The organism is Streptomyces sp. R35, from assembly GCF_041053035.1.
Classification (GTDB): domain Bacteria; phylum Actinomycetota; class Actinomycetes; order Streptomycetales; family Streptomycetaceae; genus Streptomyces; species Streptomyces lutosisoli.
The window spans coordinates 8,134,619-8,151,791 of the sequence record NZ_CP163440.1; the positions used below are offsets into that span (position 1 = coordinate 8,134,619).

General features: G+C 71.2%; 13 protein-coding genes and 1 riboswitch. Of the genes, 9 read left to right on the plus strand and 4 right to left on the minus strand.

Annotated features, from left to right (window positions below):
• Positions 1-25 precede the first annotated feature (25 nt).
• Positions 26-2,485, minus strand: a complete 2,460-nt coding sequence (locus AB5J50_RS36775; RefSeq protein WP_369262850.1) for a DNA topoisomerase (ATP-hydrolyzing) subunit A — start codon at positions 2,483-2,485, stop codon at positions 26-28.
• A gap of 258 nt (positions 2,486-2,743) precedes the next feature.
• Here AB5J50_RS36775 and AB5J50_RS36780 point away from each other — a divergent pair, with 258 nt between their 5' ends.
• From AB5J50_RS36780 to AB5J50_RS36795, 4 genes are all read left to right on the plus strand, one after another.
• Positions 2,744-4,105, plus strand: a complete 1,362-nt coding sequence (locus AB5J50_RS36780; protein WP_369262851.1) for a M16 family metallopeptidase — start codon at positions 2,744-2,746, stop codon at positions 4,103-4,105.
• The gene (locus tag AB5J50_RS36785; protein WP_327432247.1) at positions 4,102-5,490 is read left to right on the plus strand and encodes a pitrilysin family protein; all 1,389 of its coding nucleotides are present in this window, start codon (positions 4,102-4,104) and stop codon (positions 5,488-5,490) included. Before AB5J50_RS36780 ends, AB5J50_RS36785 begins: the two co-directional genes overlap by 4 nt.
• Before the next feature lie 225 nt (positions 5,491-5,715).
• Positions 5,716-5,876, plus strand: a riboswitch (cyclic di-AMP (ydaO/yuaA leader).
• A 12-nt stretch (positions 5,877-5,888) separates the two neighbouring features.
• A complete protein-coding gene (locus AB5J50_RS36790; RefSeq protein WP_369262853.1) occupies positions 5,889-6,653 on the plus strand; it encodes a M23 family metallopeptidase in 765 nt (254 codons plus the stop codon).
• 220 nt (positions 6,654-6,873) lie between these two features.
• Complete coding sequence (locus tag AB5J50_RS36795) at positions 6,874-7,569, plus strand: GntR family transcriptional regulator (protein ID WP_327432249.1); 696 nt, start codon at positions 6,874-6,876, stop codon at positions 7,567-7,569.
• 218 nt (positions 7,570-7,787) lie between these two features.
• On the opposite strand, the gene AB5J50_RS36800 is transcribed toward AB5J50_RS36795, so the two are convergent.
• A complete protein-coding gene (locus AB5J50_RS36800) occupies positions 7,788-8,069 on the minus strand; it encodes an HPr family phosphocarrier protein (RefSeq protein WP_327432250.1) in 282 nt (93 codons plus the stop codon).
• Positions 8,070-8,244: 175 nt separating this feature from the next.
• On the opposite strand from AB5J50_RS36800, the gene AB5J50_RS36805 reads away from it, so the two are divergent.
• From AB5J50_RS36805 to AB5J50_RS36820, 4 genes are all read left to right on the plus strand, one after another.
• Positions 8,245-11,178 (plus strand): GNAT family N-acetyltransferase, encoded by a 2,934-nt coding sequence (locus tag AB5J50_RS36805; protein WP_369262855.1) that lies wholly within the window; start codon positions 8,245-8,247, stop codon positions 11,176-11,178.
• 139 nt (positions 11,179-11,317) lie between these two features.
• Complete coding sequence (locus AB5J50_RS36810; protein WP_192582336.1) at positions 11,318-11,905, plus strand: DUF5998 family protein; 588 nt, start codon at positions 11,318-11,320, stop codon at positions 11,903-11,905.
• A complete protein-coding gene (locus tag AB5J50_RS36815) occupies positions 11,905-13,092 on the plus strand; it encodes an alkaline phosphatase family protein (RefSeq protein ID WP_369262857.1) in 1,188 nt (395 codons plus the stop codon). The genes AB5J50_RS36810 and AB5J50_RS36815 overlap by 1 nt, the downstream gene beginning before the upstream one ends.
• An 80-nt stretch (positions 13,093-13,172) precedes the next feature.
• On the plus strand, positions 13,173-13,820 hold the full coding sequence (locus AB5J50_RS36820; protein ID WP_369262858.1) for a thymidine kinase: 648 nt from the start codon (positions 13,173-13,175) through the stop codon (positions 13,818-13,820).
• 7 nt (positions 13,821-13,827) lie between these two features.
• On the opposite strand, the gene AB5J50_RS36825 is transcribed toward AB5J50_RS36820, so the two are convergent.
• Entirely contained in the window at positions 13,828-14,631 is an 804-nt protein-coding gene (locus tag AB5J50_RS36825; RefSeq protein ID WP_369262860.1) for a VOC family protein, read from the minus strand.
• 324 nt (positions 14,632-14,955) lie between these two features.
• Between AB5J50_RS36825 and AB5J50_RS36830 the strand changes: the two genes are divergently transcribed.
• The gene (locus AB5J50_RS36830) at positions 14,956-15,783 is read left to right on the plus strand and encodes a sulfurtransferase (RefSeq protein WP_369262862.1); all 828 of its coding nucleotides are present in this window, start codon (positions 14,956-14,958) and stop codon (positions 15,781-15,783) included.
• An 85-nt stretch (positions 15,784-15,868) separates the two neighbouring features.
• Here AB5J50_RS36830 and sepH read toward each other — a convergent pair whose 3' ends face one another.
• Entirely contained in the window at positions 15,869-16,951 is a 1,083-nt protein-coding gene (gene sepH, locus AB5J50_RS36835) for a septation protein SepH (RefSeq protein ID WP_327432256.1), read from the minus strand.
• Positions 16,952-17,173: the final 222 nt, after the last annotated feature.

Genomic DNA, 17,173 nt, shown 5'->3' on the forward strand with positions numbered 1-17,173 from the left:
CCCGAGCCCGCGGGCCGGCCAGGGGTTACACCGGGCCCGCCACCACCGCCACCGTCTTCGCCAGGGACACGCCCGAGCCGTCCCGGCGCGGGTCGATCTCCGGCAGCTCGGCGGGCGTGCCGTTCCGCTGCGCGGCCCGCGCCGGTGCCGGGCCGGCCCAGCCCAGCGACAGGCAGTCCTCGCCCTTCAGGAACCGCTGGCAGCGCACGCCGCCCGTGGCGCGGCCCTTGCGCGGGTACTGGTCGAACGGGGTGAGCTTGGCCGTGGTCTGGACGGAGTCGTCCAGCGTGCCGCGCGAACCCGCCACCGTGAACACCACCGCGTCCACCGCCGGGTCGACCGCCGTGAAGGAGATCACCTTCGCGCCGTCGGTGAGCTTGATGCCCGCCATGCCGCCCGCCGCGCGGCCCTGCGGGCGGACCTGCGAGGCCTGGTAGCGCAGCAACTGGGCGTCGTCCGTGATGAAGACCAGGTCCTCCTCGCCGGTGCGCAGCTCGACCGCGCCGACGATCTTGTCGCCGTCCTTGAGGGTGATGACCTCCAACTCCTCCTTGTTCGAGGGATAGTCGGGCACCACACGCTTGACGACACCCTGCTCGGTGCCGATCGCCAGGCCGGGCGACGACTCGTCGAGCGTCGTCAGACAGACCACCGTCTCGTCCGCCTCCAGGGAGGACAGGAACTCCGAAATCGGCGCGCCCCCGGAGAGGTTGGGCGCCGATGCCGTCTCCGGCAGCTGCGGCAGGTCGATCACGTTCAGGCGGAGCAGACGACCGGAGGACGTGACCGCGCCGACCTCGCCGCGGGCCGTCGCGGGCACCGCGGAGACGATCAGGTCGTGCTTGGTGCGCTTGGCGTCCTCGACTTCCCCGAAGGGGTCGCCGTTGGCCGTACGGGCGAGGAGGCCCGTCGAGGACAGCAGCACCCGGCACGGGTCGTCCGCCACCTGGAGCGGGACCGCCGAGGCGACGGTGCCCGCGGACTCCAGGAGAACCGTGCGCCGGTCGGTGCCGAACTTCTTGGCCACGGCGGCCAGTTCGCCGGAGACCAGCTTGCGCAGCTCGGAGTCCGAATCCAGGATGCCGGTCAGCTCGTCGATCTCGCCGTTGAGCCGGTCGCGCTCCGACTCCAGCTCGATGCGGTCGAACTTGGTCAGGCGGCGCAGCGGCGTGTCCAGGATGTACTGCGTCTGGATCTCGGAGAGCGAGAAGTGCTCGATCAGGCGCTCCTTGGCCTGCGCCGAGTTCTCGCTGGAGCGGATGAGGCGGATGACCTCGTCGATGTCCAGAAGGGCGACGAGGAGGCCCTCGACCAGGTGCAGCCGGTCGCGCTTCTTGCCGCGGCGGAACTCGCTGCGGCGGCGCACGACGTCGAAGCGGTGGTCGAGGTAGACCTCCAGGAGCTCCTTGAGGCCCAGCGTGAGCGGCTGGCCGTCCACCAGGGCCACGTTGTTGATGCCGAAGGACTCCTCCATCGGCGTCAGCTTGTAGAGCTGCTCCAGGACCGCTTCCGGCACGAAGCCGTTCTTGATCTCGATGACCAGACGCAGCCCGTGCGCACGGTCTGTGAGGTCCTTCACATCGGCGATGCCCTGCAGCTTCTTGGCGCCGACCAGGTCCTTGATCTTGGCGATCACCTTCTCCGGGCCGACGGTGAAGGGCAGTTCGGTGACGACCAGGCCCTTGCGGCGCGCCGTCACGTCCTCCACGGACACCGTGGCGCGGATCTTGAAGGTGCCGCGGCCCGACTCGTACGCGTCCCTGATCCCGGTGAGGCCGACGATCCGGCCGCCGGTGGGCAGGTCGGGGCCCGGGACGAACTTCATCAGCGTCTCGAGGTCGGCGCCCGGGTACCGGATGAGGTGGCGGGCGGCGGCGATGACCTCGCCGAGGTTGTGCGGCGGCATGTTCGTCGCCATACCGACGGCGATGCCGGAGGAGCCGTTGACCAGCAGGTTCGGGTACGCCGCCGGGAGGACGTCCGGTTCCTGCTCCTGGCCGTCGTAGTTCGGCGTGAAATTGACCGTGTCCTCGTCGATGGACTCGGTCATCAGTGACGTCGCGTCGGCCATCCGGCACTCTGTGTAACGCATGGCGGCGGGCGGGTCGTCGTTGCCGAGCGACCCGAAGTTGCCGTGGCCGTCGACCAGCGGCAGGCGCATGGAGAAGGGCTGCGCCAGGCGCACCAGCGCGTCGTAGATCGACGCGTCGCCGTGCGGGTGGAGCTTACCCATGACCTCGCCGACGACGCGGGCGCACTTCACATAGCCGCGGTCGGGGCGCAGGCCCATCTCGTTCATCTGATAGACGATGCGGCGGTGCACGGGCTTGAGGCCGTCGCGCGCGTCCGGCAGGGCTCGCGAGTAGATGACCGAGTACGCGTACTCGAGGAAGGAGCCCTGCATTTCGTCCACGACGTCGATGTCGAGGATCTTCTCCTCGTACGAGTCGTCGGGCGGCGGGGTCTTCGTGCTGCGGCGGGCCATCGCTGCTGCGGCTCCTTCACAGTCTCTGCCGGGGCATGAACGGGATCTGACGCGGACCATTGTGGACCGCCCCACTGACAACGCCGACCGCGACCCGTCCGTAGCGGCCCTCGGAGGGTCTGCCGGGACGCGGCTGTGACGTACGCGAGTCTCGCTCTCGGCGTACGAGGTGCGGGAACTTCGCCACCTGTCGGCGCGCTTGCATACAGTGGCAGGACCGACAGGAACTACGCAGTTTCCGCGATCGAAGGGACGTACATGCCCATGGGTCACACGGCCACAGCTGAGGCAGGCTCCGGCGGCCTGACAGCGACCGAGCACCGCCTGGCCAACGGCCTGCGCGTGGTGCTCTCCGAGGACCACCTGACCCCGGTCGCGGCGGTGTGCCTCTGGTACGACGTCGGCTCGCGCCACGAGGTCAAGGGCCGTACCGGACTTGCTCACCTCTTCGAGCACCTGATGTTCCAGGGCTCCAAGCAGGTCCACGGCAACGGCCACTTCGAACTCGTCCAGGGCGCCGGCGGTTCGCTCAACGGCACGACGAGCTTCGAGCGGACCAACTACTTCGAGACCATGCCCACCCACCAGCTGGAGCTCGCGCTCTGGCTGGAGGCCGACCGCATGGGTTCGCTGCTCGCCGCGCTCGACGACGAGTCCATGGAGAACCAGCGGGACGTCGTCAAGAACGAACGCCGGCAGCGCTACGACAACGTGCCCTACGGCACCGCATTCGAGAAGCTGACCGGGCTCGCGTACCCCGAGGGCCACCCCTACCACCACACCCCGATCGGGTCGATGGCGGACCTGGACGCGGCCACCCTGGAGGACGCCCGCGCGTTCTTCCGCACCTACTACGCGCCCAACAACGCGGTGCTGTCGGTCGTCGGCGACATCGACCCGGGGCAGACGCTCGCCTGGGTCGAGAAGTACTTCGGCTCCATCCCCGGGCACGACGGCAAGCCCGCCCCGCGTGACGGCTCGCTGCCCGACATCATGGGCGAGCAGCTGCGCGAGGTCGTCGAGGAAGAGGTCCCGGCGCGCGCCCTGATGGCCGCCTACCGGCTCCCGGAGGACGGCACGCGCGCGTCCGACGCGGCCGACGTGGCGCTCACCGTCCTCGGCGGCGGCGAGTCCTCCCGGCTCTACAACCGGCTCGTACGCCGCGACCGCACCGCCGTCGCGGCCGGGTTCGGCCTGCTGCGCCTGGCCGGAGCGCCCTCCCTGGGGTGGCTGGACGTGAAGACGTCCGGCGATGTCGAGGTCCCGGTCATCGAGGCCGCCGTCGACGAGGAGCTCGCCCGGTTCGCCGAGGAGGGCCCCACGGCCGAGGAAATGGAACGCGCCCAGGCCCAGTTGGAGCGCGAGTGGCTGGACCGGCTCGGCACGGTCGCGGGCCGTGCCGACGAACTGTGCCGGTTCGCCGTCCTGTTCGGTGACCCGCAGCTCGCCCTGACCGCCGTGCAGCGCGTCCTCGACGTCACCGCCGAGGAGGTCCAGGAGGTCGCCAAGGCCCGCCTGCGCCCCGACAACCGCGCGGTGCTCGTCTACGAACCCACCGCCCCCGAAACCGCCGAAGACACCGACGCCGCTGAAGACACCGACGAGGAGGCGGCGAAGTGACCGAGCTCGCCACCATGGACTTCCACCCGCAGCCCCAGGCCGGCGAGGCCAGGCCGTGGGCCTTCCCGTCGCCCGAGCGCGGCACGCTCGACAACGGTCTGACCGTCCTGCGCTGCCACCGCCCCGGCCAGCAGGTCGTCGCCGTCGAGGTGATCCTCGCCGCGCCGCTGGAGGCCGAACCCGCGGGCCTCGACGGCATCGCCACGATCATGGCGCGCTCGTTCTCCGAGGGCACCGACAAGCACTCCGCCGAGGAGTTCGCCGCCGAGCTGGAGCGCTGCGGCGCCACCCTCGACGCACACGCCGACCACCCCGGCGTACGCCTGTCCCTCGAAGTCCCCGTCTCGCGCCTCCCCAAGGCGCTCGGTCTGCTCGCCGACGCCCTGAGGGCACCGGCGTTCGCGGACAGCGAGGTGGAGCGACTGGTCCGCAACCGCCTGGACGAGATCCCGCACGAGGCGGCCAACCCGGCCCGCCGCGCCGCCAAGGAGCTCTCCAAGGAGTTGTTCCCGGCGACGGCGCGCATGTCGCGCCCGCGCCAGGGCACCGAGGAGACCGTCCAGAAGATCGACTCGGCGGCCGTACGGGCCTTCTACGAGAAGCATGTTCGCCCCGCGACGGGCACCGCGGTCATCGTCGGTGACCTCACCGGTGTCGACCTCGACGCGCTGCTCGCCGACACGCTCGGCTCCTGGACCGGCTCGTCCGCCGAGCCGCGTCCCGTGCCGCCGGTGACCGCCGACGACACCGGCCGCGTGATCATCGTGGACCGGCCCGGTGCCGTCCAGACACAGCTGCTCATCGGCCGTGTCGGCGCCGACCGGCACGACCGCGTGTGGCCCGCCCAGGTGCTCGGCACGTACTGCCTCGGCGGCACCCTCACCTCGCGCCTGGACCGTGTCCTGCGCGAGGAAAAGGGATACACCTACGGTGTGCGGGCGTTCGGCCAGGTGCTGCGCGCCGCGCCGGACGGCACGGGCGTCGCGATGCTCGCCATCAGCGGCTCCGTGGACACCCCGAACACCGGTCCGGCGCTCGACGACCTGTGGAAGGTGCTGCGCACCCTCGCCGCCGAGGGCCTGACGGACGCCGAGCGCGATGTCGCCGTGCAGAACCTGGTGGGCGTGGCGCCCCTCAAGTTCGAGACCGCGGCAGCCGTCGCGAGCACGCTCGCCGACCAGGTCGAGCAGTACCTGCCGGACGACTACCAGGCGACGCTGTATCAGCAGCTCGCCGCGACCGGCACCGTGGAGGCCACCGCGGCCGCCGTGAACGCCTTCCCGGTGGACCGTCTGGTGACCGTCCTGGTGGGCGACGCCGCGCAGATCGAGGAGCCCGTCACAGCCCTCGGAATCGGTGAAGTGACTGTCGTCCGGGCCGAGTAGAGCAGAGCGGAACAGAGCCACTCCCTGAGGACCCAGGTGACTGAAGAGTCACCTGGGTCTTCTTTTGTCCGGACTTCATCCCCAAGATGTCCGTATTGGTAGGGAGGTTGCCTGTCTGCCCTGTGGCATGCGCTACAAAAGCCGTGATCCGTTTGTCGATTGAAAGATGTCCCGATTAGCGTCGGTGCGGCTGTTCGTCAGGCAGTGCGCCGCGCCCGCGGCACCGGACAGTCATCGCCGAGTCCCCGTACGGCGCGAGCCAGGGGAGCCGGGGACCCACACGTAGTCCCTGGGGTGAATCGGACGCCCTCCCAGGAGGGGGTCCGTAGGAGACCTTCCTGCTCCGAACCCGTCAGCTAACCCGGTAGGCGAGAAGGAAGGAAAGGATCAGCCCCTACATGGCGTTCACCTGTGGCACAGGGAAGCACCGTCGCCCGAGCCGCGTGCAGCGCACGACCACGAACGCCGTCGGCGTCGCGGCGCTCGCCACCACCGGTGTGATCGGAACCCTGGCCGCCCCCGCGCTCGCCGCGGAGTCCTCCGTCGAGCAGACCGGGCTCACCCCCGTCATCACCATCGGCGACTCCCTCGCCGAGAAGATCGACGCCCAGGCCGCGGCCCAGCAGCGCGCCGCCGACGAGGCCGCCGCGAAGAAGGCTGCCGAGCAGGCCGCCCGTAAGCAGGCCGCGGAGGAGGCGAAGAAGGAGCGCGAGGCCAAGGAGCGCGCCGCCCGCGCCGCCGAGCGCAAGCGCCTCAACACCTTCGTCGTGCCGATCACCGGCTCGTACATCTCCACCGGCTACAAGGCCGGCGGCAGCCTCTGGTCCTCCGGCAGCCACACCGGCGTCGACTTCCACGCCGCGTCCGGCACCTCGGTGCACTCCGTGGGCTCCGGCACGGTCGTCACCGCCGGCTGGGGCGGCGCCTACGGCAACCAGGTCGTCATCAAGATGCACGACGGCACGTACACGATGTACGGCCACCTGTCGTCGATCGGCGTCTCCGTGGGCCAGACGGTCACCCCGGGTCAGCAGATAGGCCTCTCCGGGGCCACCGGCAACACCACCGGGCCGCACCTCCACTTCGAGGCCCGTACGACCGCGGAGTACGGCTCGGACATCGACCCCGTCGCGTACCTTCGCTCGCACGGCGTGAACGTCTGACGTTCGGCGGCGTGAACGTCTGACGACCGCTTCATCAGATCTCCACCACTTCCGATGCCCCGGCCCGCCGAGCCGGGGCATCGTCGTTTCGCACGGCCGTCTGTCCAAAAAATATCCCTGGATTTCGGTCTGCCATCGGAAATTCCGGCTCCCTGCAATAGAGTCACTGAACAAGCGTCAATCGATGGCGTTTCGCGGGGATTAAAGCGGAGGTCCGGTCATGCGTATTCCGGCGCACTCGGTATGCACGGCGATCCGTGACGACATCGTCGCGGGTGTCTACGAGCGAGGGAGCCGGCTCACCGAGGAACTGCTCGCGCGTCGCTATGGCGTCTCGCGCGTCCCGGTGCGCGAGGCGCTGCGCACGCTGGAGGCCGAGGGCTTCGTCGTGACCCGGCGGCACGCGGGTGCGTGCGTCGCGGAGCCCACCGAGCTGGAGGCCTCCGACCTGCTCGAGATGCGCATGCTCCTTGAGCCGCTGGGTGCCGCACGGGCCGCGCAGCGCCGTACCGAGGCCCACCTCAAGGTGCTCCGAGGCCTGGTCAGGCTGGGTCAGGAGCGGGCCAGGAGGGGCCACAGCGAGGATCTGCGCTCGCTGGGCGGCTGGTTCCACGAGACCCTCGCGCAGGCCTCCGGAAGCCCCGCGCTGACCTCCACGCTCGGCCAGCTGCGGCACAAGATCGCCTGGATGTACGCGGTGGAGGCGCCGGCCAACCCCGCGGAGTCCTGGGCGGAGCACGGCGGCATCGTGGACGCGGTCGCGCGCGGCGACAGCGAGCGGGCCAGGGCGATCACGGCCCTGCATACCGAGCGCGCCTCGGCCGCGCACCGGCTCCGGTTTCCCGGCGGCGGAGATCGTCCGGAACGTGTGAGGACTTCGCAACATCCCGTAAACATGACGGGCCTGCGGCATTAACAAGGGCGCCGTATACAAAGAGGGATATTCGGCAGGGGGTCTATTTCTGTTGCCCCTCTTTTCGCGTGCCGTGAATTCCGGCGCGCGCTATTTCCGTGTGTGCGGCGCGAGGTGTGCGGGTGGCGCGCAGAGAATTCCTGGACGGTGTACCGAAAAGCGGCGGAGCCGCGCCGCCCGGGGTGGGGTGACGCGGCTCCGCCGCACGGTGCGCGTGATGCTCAGACGGTCTCGGGGAGCTCCTCAAGGCCCTCCGCGACCAGCTTCGCCAGACGGTCGAGGGCGGCTTCCGCACCCTCGGCGTCGGACGTGAGGACGATCTCCTCGCCGCCCTGGGCGCCCAGGCCGAGGACCGCGAGCATGGAGGCCGCGTTGACGGGGTTGCCGTCGGCCTTGGCGATCGTCACGGGGATGCCGGAGGCCGTGGCGGCCCGGACGAAGATGGAGGCGGGACGGGCGTGGAGGCCCTCAGCCCAGCCGACGTTGACGCGGCGCTCAGCCATGTGATGCTGCCCTTCAGTGTTCAGGGTTGTCTAGACCAGTGTCCCATAACGTGAAGCATGCCCGGGCGGCACTTCGTCCCGTCCGGAGTGACGTCGGACCGCGGCCTCGGTCCGACTTCCGTCCTCCACAGACTGCCTCGCGCCGTTGTCGGACGCGAGCCGTACTCTGGGGCCCATGCAGACCTCGTCGGACCGGCACGAGTACCCCGCTCACTGGGAGGCCGACGTGGTGCTGCGCGACGGCGGCACCGCACGCATCAGGCCCATCACCGTTGATGATGCCGAGCGCCTGGTCAGCTTCTACGAGCAGGTGTCCGACGAGTCGAAGTACTACCGCTTCTTCGCGCCGTATCCGCGCCTGTCCGCCAAGGACGTCCACCGCTTCACGCACCACGACTTTGTGGACAGGGTGGGTCTCGCGGCCACAGTGGGCGGCGAGTTCATCGCCACCGTACGCTATGACCGGATTAATGCCGACGGCCTGCCCGCCTCCGCGCCCGCCGACGAGGCCGAGGTCGCCTTCCTCGTACAGGACGCCCACCAGGGACGCGGCGTCGCCTCGGCCCTCCTCGAACACATCGCGGCCGTGGCGCGCGAGCGTGACATCCGCCGCTTCGCCGCCGAGGTGCTGCCCGCCAACACCAAGATGATCAAGGTGTTCACGGACGCCGGGTACCAGCAGAAGCGGCACTTCGAGGACGGCGTCGTACGCCTGGAGTTCGACCTCGAACCCACCGACCGCTCGCTCGCCGTGCAGCGCGCGCGGGAGCAGCGCGCCGAGGCCCGGTCCGTGCAGCGGCTGCTCGCGCCCGGCTCCGTCGCCGTCATCGGCGCCGGCCGCACACCCGGCGGCGTCGGCCGCAGCGTCCTCACCAACCTCCGTGACGCCGGATTCACCGGCCGCCTGTACGCGGTGAACAAGGCGCTCCAGGAGGAGGAACTCGACGGAGTCCCCGCGTACCGCTCCATCCGCGAGATCGACGATCCCGTCGACCTCGCCGTCATCGCCGTGCCCGCGCCGTACGTCCCCGAGGTTGTCGCCGAGTGCGGCGAGCACGGGGTGCAGGGGCTCGTGGTCGTCTCCGCCGGGTACGCCGAGAGCGGCCCCGAGGGGCGCGAGCGCCAGCGCGAACTCGTCCGCCAGGCGCGTACGTACGGGATGCGCATCATCGGGCCGAACGCCTTCGGGGTCATCAATACGTCCCCCGACGTGCGGCTCAACGCCTCGCTCGCCCCGGAGATGCCGCGCCCCGGACGGATAGGCCTGTTCGCCCAGTCCGGCGCGATCGGGATCGCCCTGCTGTCCCGGCTGCACCGGCGCGGTGGCGGTGTCACGGGCGTGACCGGTGTGTCCACCTTCGTCTCCTCCGGGAACCGGGCGGACGTGTCCGGCAACGACGTACTTCAGTACTGGTACGACGACCCGGACACCGACGTCGTCCTGATGTACCTCGAATCCATCGGCAACCCGCGCAAGTTCACCCGCCTCGCACGGCGCACGGCCGCGGCGAAGCCACTCGTCGTGGTCCAGGGGGCGCGCCATGGCGGGGCGGCTCCCCAGGGACATGCCGTACGGGCCACGCGGCTGCCGCACGCCACCGTGTCGGCGCTGCTGCGGCAGGCCGGGGTGATCCGGGTCGACACGATCACCGAGCTCGTCGATGCGGGGCTTCTGCTGGCACGCCAGCCGCTCCCTCTTGGGCCCCGGGTGGCGATCCTGGGGAACTCGGAGTCGCTGGGGCTGCTGACGTACGACGCGTGTCTGGCCCAAGGCCTGCGGCCGCTGCCGCCGCTGGATCTGACGACGGCGGCGTCGGCGGAGGACTTTCGCGAGGCGCTGGCGCGGGCGTTGGACGACAACGGGTGCGACGCCGTTGTCGTGACCGCCATTCCGGCGGTGGGGGAGACGTCGGCTGCCGATGAAGCCTTGGCGCAGGCGCTCCGGTCCGCCGCCGCGGCGGCTCCGGCCAAGCCAGTGCTGGTGGTGCACGTGGAGCTGGGCGGGTTGGCGGAGGCGTTGTCGGCCGCTGCCAGCACTGCACCACAGGGTCCTGCGACGGCACCCGGCGCTGTAGGCGGTGCCCACCCGTTCCGCCCTGCGGAACGACTGCCCACCGGGGAAGCGGGAGCCGCAGCCGGCGTCGGAGCTGTAACCGCCTCGGAAACGGCGCCTCCCCCCGCCGTATGCGCCACCCCGCCCGACTCGGGTGCGGTCCCGCCCGCCCCCGGCGCGACCCCTCCCGACTCCCGTCTCATCCCCGCCTACCCCGCCGCCGAACGAGCCGTCCGCGCTCTCGCCGAAGCCGTCCGATACGCCCAGTGGCGGCGCGACGCAGCTGAGCCCGGCAAGGTGCCCGAGTTCGAGGACATCGACGAGAAGGCGGCCGCCGGGCAGATCGACGGGCTGCTCGCACGGGGCGATGGGCTGACCCTCGGCACGGAGGAGACCTGTGTGCTGCTCGGGCGGTACGGCATCGACGTGCGCCGTGCCCTGCCCGCGCCCACGCCGGACGACGCCGTGGCGGCCGCGGGCGCCCTCGGCTACCCCGTGGCCCTCAAGACCACCGCCCCGCATCTGCGGCACCGCGCGGACCTGGGCGGCGTACGGCTGGATCTTGCCGACGAGGAGCAACTGCAGCGGGCGTACGCGGAGTTGACCGAGCTGTTCGGGAAGCCGGAGGAGCTGCGGCCCGTCGTGCAGGCGATGGCACCGCGCGGAGTCGACACGGTCGTACGGGCCGTCATCGACCCGGCGGCCGGGGCGGTGCTCTCGTTCGGGCTCGCCGGGGCCGCCTCCGAGCTGCTCGGGGACACCGCGCACCGGCTGATTCCGGTCACCGACCGGGACGCGACGTCGCTGGTCCGGTCGATCCGGACGGCGCCGCTCCTGTTCGGCTGGCGCGGCTCCGCTCCGGTCGACACCGCCGCCCTCGAAGAGCTGATGCTGCGCGTGTCCCGGCTGGTCGACGACCACCCGGAGGTCGTCGCGGTGTCGCTGGAGCCCGTGGTGGTCGCCCCGCACGGCCTGAGCGTGCTGGGCGCGACCGTACGGCTGGCACGCGCGCCCCTCCGTGACGACCTCGGCCCCCGGACCCTTCCCGTCATCTGAGCCGCACCTGATCCATCCGCGGATCCATCCGCGGATCCCACCGCGAACCTGTGCCGTCCCTGTGCCGTCTCTGTTCCGTCCACGACAGACACCCACGAGCGGTGCCTCGCAGTCAGTGGGCCCCCGTAGGATGGACATCATGGCCAAGACCAGTACGACGACCCAGGGGCTGCGAGCGGCGATCGAGCGCAGCGGCTACTACCCGGCCCTCGTGGCCGAGGCGGTGGAGGCCGCGATCGGCGGCGAGACCATCCGGTCGTACCTGGTCCACCAGGAGACCACGTTCGACGCGAACGAGGTGCGGCGACACGTCACCGTGCTCGTCCTCACCGGCAACCGCTTCATCGTGAGCCACACCGACGAGCAGAACGCGGACACCACGTCGCCGACGCCGTACGCCACGACGTCCACCGAGTCGGTGAAGCTCGGCCGTATCTCGTCGGTCGTCGTCAGCCGTGTCGTCGCGAACCCCGAGTCGTACACGCCGGGCACACTGCCCCGCGAGGTCGTCCTGACCATCGGCTGGGGCGCCGTCTCCCGCATCGACCTGGAGCCCGCCGCCTGCGGCGACCCCAACTGCGAGGCGGACCACGGCTACACGGGCAACTCGACGGCGGACGACCTGAGCCTGCGTGTCAGCGAGGCCGGGGACGGCCCGGAGACGGTCCGCCAGGCTCTCGCCTTCGCGCAGTCCCTCTCCGAGGCGACCGCGGACGTCGCCCGCTGATGGCGCTGCCCACCTGGGACCACCCGGAACCGCTCGCCGTCGACTCGGCGCCCGTCCCTGAGTACGGCGCCGGTTCGCTGGCCGACCTGCTGCCCACGCTCGCCGCGGGCATGGCCGTGCCCGGCATGACCGCCGCCATACCCGAGCTGACCGAGGCCGACCGGAACTGCGTGTTCCTGATAGACGGTCTCGGCTGGGAGCAGCTGAAGGCGCACCCCGACGAGGCCCCCTTCATGACGTCGCTTCTGGCGTCCTCCCGAGGCGGCACGGGTCGTCCGATCACCGCGGGTTACCCCGCGACCACCGCGACCTCCCTCGCCTCGGTCGGCACGGGCCTGCCGCCCGGCGCGCACGGCCTGCCCGGCTATACCGCGCGCAACCCCGAGACCGGCGAGCTGATGAACCAGCTCCGCTGGAACCCGTGGACGTCACCGCGCGTGTGGCAGCCGTACCCCACGGTCTTCCAGCTCGCTCATGAAGCGGGCGTGCACACCGCTCAGGTCTCGTCCCCGACCTTCCAGAACACCCCGCTGACGAAGATCGCCCTGAGTGGCGGAACGTTCCACGGACGCCTGTCGGGCGAGGAGCGCATGGACCTCGCGGCCGAACAACTGGCCGCCGGGGACCGTTCGTTGGTCTACACGTACTACGCCGAGGTGGACGGCAAGGGCCACCGCTTCGGCGTCGACTCGGACCCCTGGCGCGGCCAGCTCATGTATGTCGACCGCCTGGTCCAGCGCCTCGCGGAGCAGCTGCCGCCGCGTACCGCCCTGTACGTCACCGCCGACCACGGCATGATCGACATCCCCTTCGACGAGCAGCACCGCATCGACTTCGACGAGGACTGGGAGCTGCGCGCCGGCGTCGCCCTGCTCGGCGGCGAGGGCCGTGCCCGGCACGTCTACGCGGTGCCGGGCGCCGAGGTGGACGTCCTGACCTGCTGGCGCGAGGTGCTCGGCGAGCAGTTCTGGGTGGCCTCGCGGGACGAGGCGATCGCGGCGGGCTGGTTCGGCCCCCAGATCGACGAACGGGTGTACGCCCGGATCGGCGACGTCGTGGCGGCGGCCCGCGACGACGTCCTGATCATCGCGACGGAGCGGGAGCCCAAGGAGTCGGCGATGGTCGGCAACCACGGCTCGATGACCCCCGTCGAGCAGCTCGTGCCCCTCCTGCAAGTACGCTCCTGAAGTCCTTGCCCGCCTGAAGCCCTTGCCCTCCTGAGCTTCCGCCCTCCAGTCCTCCGTTGCCGAAAGGTGCTCAACTCCCCATGCCCGAGCTGGTGTTCTTCTCCGGAACGATGGACTGCGGGAAGTCGACGCTGGCTCTCCAGATCGAGCACAACCGCTCGGCCCGGGGCCTGCAGGGCATGATCTTCACGCGCGACGACCGCGCGGGCGAGGGCAAGCTCTCCTCACGCCTGGGCCTGGTGACGGACGCGGTCGAGGTGGCGGACGACCAGGACCTGTACGCGTACCTCGTCGACCACCTCTCCCAGGGCGGCCGGGCGGACTACGTGATCGCGGACGAGGCCCAGTTCCTGGCCCCCGCGCAGATCGACCAACTGGCCCGCGTGGTGGACGACCTGGGCATCGACGTCTTCGCCTTCGGTATCACCACCGACTTCCGTTCCAAGCTCTTCCCCGGCTCCCAGCGCCTGGTGGAGCTGGCCGACCGGGTCGAGGTCCTCCAGGTCGAGGCCCTGTGCTGGTGCGGCGCCCGCGCCACCCACAACGCCCGCACGATAGGCGGCGAGATGGTCGTCGAGGGCGCCCAGGTCGTCGTGGGCGACGTCAATCAGCCTGAGGACATCGGGTACGAGGTCCTGTGCCGCCGGCACCACCGCCGCCGGATGACGGCCGCGACGGCTCGCGCGGGCGTCCTGTCGCCGGACGTGCTGCCGATCGCCTCGGCCTGAGGTCCGTTCACCGGGCCGAGTGGATCAGCGAGAACATCGCGCCCTCCGGATCCGCCACCGTCGCCACCCGCCCGTACGGCGAGTCGTGGGCGGGCTTGAGGAGGTGTCCGCCGAGCTCGGCGACCCGGTCGACGGCCTCGTCCACGTCCGCGGCCTCGAAGTACGTCATCCAGTGCGGACCGCGGTCGCGGGGCAGGCCGTGTCCGACGCCGTGGATGCCGGCCACCGGGCGACCCTCGACGTGCAGGGTCACGTAGTCGAAGTCGGCCGAGACGACCGGCTCCTGCTCGTAGCCGAAGACCCCCTGGTAGAACTTGACCACGCTCTCGGTGTCGCGGGTCACGAGCTCGTTCCAGGCGGGGGTGCCCGGCACGCCGGTGATCCCCGTGCCCGTGTGGGCCGCCGCCTGCCAGATGCCGAAGACGGCACCCGTCGGGTCCGACGCGATCGCCAGGCGCCCGGCCTCGGCGGCGTCGAGAGGACCGACGCCCACGGTGCCGCCGCTGTGCCGCACCGTCTCGGCGGTCAGATCCACGTCGTCCGAGGCGAGATACGGCGTCCAGGCGACGGGCAGATGCCGGTCGGGCGGCAGCTGGCCGATCCCCGCCACCTCGTGGCCGTCCAGGAGGGCCCGCACATAGGGGCCGAGCTGCTGAGGTCCCGGCTGGAACTCCCAGTCGAACAGTGCTCCGTAGAACTCCTGGGTCGCGGCCATCCCGTGCACCATCAGACTCACCCAGCAGGGTGTGCCGGGCGCGTGCCGAGCGTGCGTTGTGCCGTTCAGGCCGGCCGACCCCCGTGCCTCGGTCATCGTCACTCTCTTCTCGGCCCCTCGCGGTGGCCGGTCACCTTCCGCCTACGAACACGCGTACTGCGGCCGCGTGCGTCCACGCCCCGTGCCGATGTTCGCACCACCGGTCGCACCGCGCGTCCCGACCGCGTCGCCCTTCGGCGGCTCACGAGCGGAGGATGCCCAATGTGCCGTTTCCCATCCGTTTCGGCGCGATTGCCGCGTGGTGTCCATCGGCTGTACAGCATGTGCCCGATCCCGTACGCCTCGTGATCGGACCTGTCCGGCGGAGCAGAGTAGCCGGACCTGGACGACGCGGCCACCCCATGCGCAAGGATGGTGGCCATGAACGCCATCATCTCCGCATCCGAACTCGCGAGCGACCTGGCGGGTCCGACCCCTCCGGTCCTCCTCGACGTCCGCTGGCAACTGGGTGGCCCGAACCTGCGCGCCGAGTACGAGAAGGCGCACATTCCTGGGGCCGTTTTTGTCGATTTGGATTCCGAACTTGCTGGTCCGGCCGGTGCGGGGGGCCGGCATCCGCTCCCCGACCCGGAGCTCTTCGGTGCGGCGATGCGGGCCGCGGGCGTGTCGGCGGACCGCGATGTCGTTGTGTACGACGGCGGTCAGGGCTGGGCCGCCGCGCGCGCCTGGTGGTTGCTGGGCTATACGGGTCATCCGTCGGTACGCGTGCTTGACGGCGGGTTCGCCGTCTGGAGCGGGCCGGTGTCCTCGGAGGTCCCCACGCCCGCCCCCGGGAGCTTCGTGCCGGCGCCGGGTGCCCGGCCGCTGCTCGACGCGGACGGGGCGGCGGCGCTGGCCCGCACGGGGCTGCTGCTCGACGCCCGGGCCGGTGAGCGGTACCGGGGCGAGGTCGAGCCGATCGACCCGGTCGGCGGGCACATCCCCGGGGCGGTCTCCGCGCCGACCACGGGGAACGTCACCGACGACGGGCAGTTCCTGACCGCCGCCGAGCTGGCCGACCGCTTCAAGTCCCTCGGTGTGACCGGCACTTCCGAGGTCGGCGTCTACTGCGGTTCGGGTGTCTCCGGCGCCCACGAGGTGCTCGCCCTCGCCGTCGCCGGCATCCCCGCCGCCCTGTACGCGGGCTCCTGGTCGGAGTGGTCCCAGGACGGAAGCCGCCCGGTCGCGGTGGGGCCGGATCCGCAGTAACGGCGGCTCGCCGAAGGCTCCGGCCCTCAGTAACAGCGATGGGGCACGCACCGGCCTGGTGCGTGCCCCATCGTCGTACAACCGACTAGTCCTGCTTCTTCCGCCGCGTGCCGAAGACGATCTCGTCCCAGCTCGGGACCGCCGCTCTGCGGCCCGGGCGGACGCCGTCGGCCTCGGCCTGGCGGTCCGTCGCGCCGACGAGGCGGTCGCGGTGCGCACCGACCGAGCGGGGCATGAGGACGTCCGCGTAGGCGGAACCGGCACCGGCCGAGGCGGCGGGAGCCGGGGGCTCCTCCGTCTCGGGCTCGGGGGCGGGCTCCTCCGCCGCAGGGTGCTCCGTGGTGGAGGGCCGCTCGGGCACCACCATGTCGCCCCGGAAGCTGGGCACCGCCTCCAGGAGGCTGGTGAGCGAGTCCCGTTCGGACTCCTCGACCGGCTCCGGGGACGGCGCCGGAATGCTCGGCCGCTCCATCTGCCGGTCCAGGGCGCGATCGAGCGGACGGTCGCGCGGCAGCCGTGCGATCCGCGGCACGAACGGGAAGCTCGGCTCGGGCGCCGCGAGGTCGTCGGACTCGCCGATCAGCGAACGCGCCTCGTCGTCGACGGCCTGGACGAGCCGCCGTGGCGGGTCGTAGGTCCAGCTCGCCGAGTGCGGCTCGCCCGCGACCACGTAGACCAGCAGGACTTCCCAGGTGCCGTCGTCGCGGCGCCACGAGTCCCACTGGACGGTGTCCCTGTCGGCGCCCCGGATCAGCAGCCGCTCCTGGACGGCCTCACCGAGCTGGGGTCCGGCGTTCTCACCGGGGCGGCGGACAGGAGTCTTCCTGGCACGCTCGGCCATGAAGGCGCGCTCGGCGAGCACGGGACCCTCGAAGCGGCGTACGCGATCGACGGGGATCCCGGCGAGCTGGGCGACTTCCTCCGCGGAGGCGCCGGCACGTATACGTGCCTGGATGTCTCGGGGGCGGAGATGGCTCTCCACCTCGATCTCGATCTGGCCAAGGCGCGGACGGTCGCCGCGTACGGCGGCGCGCAGACGCTCGTCAATCGGAAGCGTGTACTCCGTGCTGTCCGCAGCCTTCAGCACCAGCCGTGTGCCGTCGTTAGAGACGGCCACGACACGCAGTTCGGGCATGGGGACCTCCCGGGTGGTGCCTGCCGACGTCACGTGCGTCGCTGCTTCCGCTAGTCGAGTGTGGCCTGCCCGGGTGCAGCCTGCCACAACCTTGCCGAGTTGCCCGGCGTGTCGGGCGCGGGCCCGGGATCGCCGTTATGGCACGGTTACCTATTCGCAACGCTAAGTGACGAACTCCATCACCCTGTGCAACGAGCCCCCTCCCGGCGGTCCTGCAAGGCCCCGGACACCCTGGCGGGAGTCCGGACCCAGGGC

Coding starts and splice junctions, on each gene's coding strand:
- AB5J50_RS36775 (WP_369262850.1), bottom strand. CDS start 2,485: ATGGCCCGCCGCAGCACGAAGACCCCGCCGCCCGACGACTCGTACGAG.
- AB5J50_RS36780 (WP_369262851.1), top strand. CDS start 2,744: ATGCCCATGGGTCACACGGCCACAGCTGAGGCAGGCTCCGGCGGCCTG.
- AB5J50_RS36790 (WP_369262853.1), top strand. CDS start 5,889: ATGGCGTTCACCTGTGGCACAGGGAAGCACCGTCGCCCGAGCCGCGTG.
- AB5J50_RS36795 (WP_327432249.1), top strand. CDS start 6,874: ATGCGTATTCCGGCGCACTCGGTATGCACGGCGATCCGTGACGACATC.
- AB5J50_RS36800 (WP_327432250.1), bottom strand. CDS start 8,069: ATGGCTGAGCGCCGCGTCAACGTCGGCTGGGCTGAGGGCCTCCACGCC.
- AB5J50_RS36805 (WP_369262855.1), top strand. CDS start 8,245: ATGCAGACCTCGTCGGACCGGCACGAGTACCCCGCTCACTGGGAGGCC.
- AB5J50_RS36810 (WP_192582336.1), top strand. CDS start 11,318: ATGGCCAAGACCAGTACGACGACCCAGGGGCTGCGAGCGGCGATCGAG.
- AB5J50_RS36815 (WP_369262857.1), top strand. CDS start 11,905: ATGGCGCTGCCCACCTGGGACCACCCGGAACCGCTCGCCGTCGACTCG.
- AB5J50_RS36820 (WP_369262858.1), top strand. CDS start 13,173: ATGCCCGAGCTGGTGTTCTTCTCCGGAACGATGGACTGCGGGAAGTCG.
- AB5J50_RS36825 (WP_369262860.1), bottom strand. CDS start 14,631: ATGACCGAGGCACGGGGGTCGGCCGGCCTGAACGGCACAACGCACGCT.
- AB5J50_RS36830 (WP_369262862.1), top strand. CDS start 14,956: ATGAACGCCATCATCTCCGCATCCGAACTCGCGAGCGACCTGGCGGGT.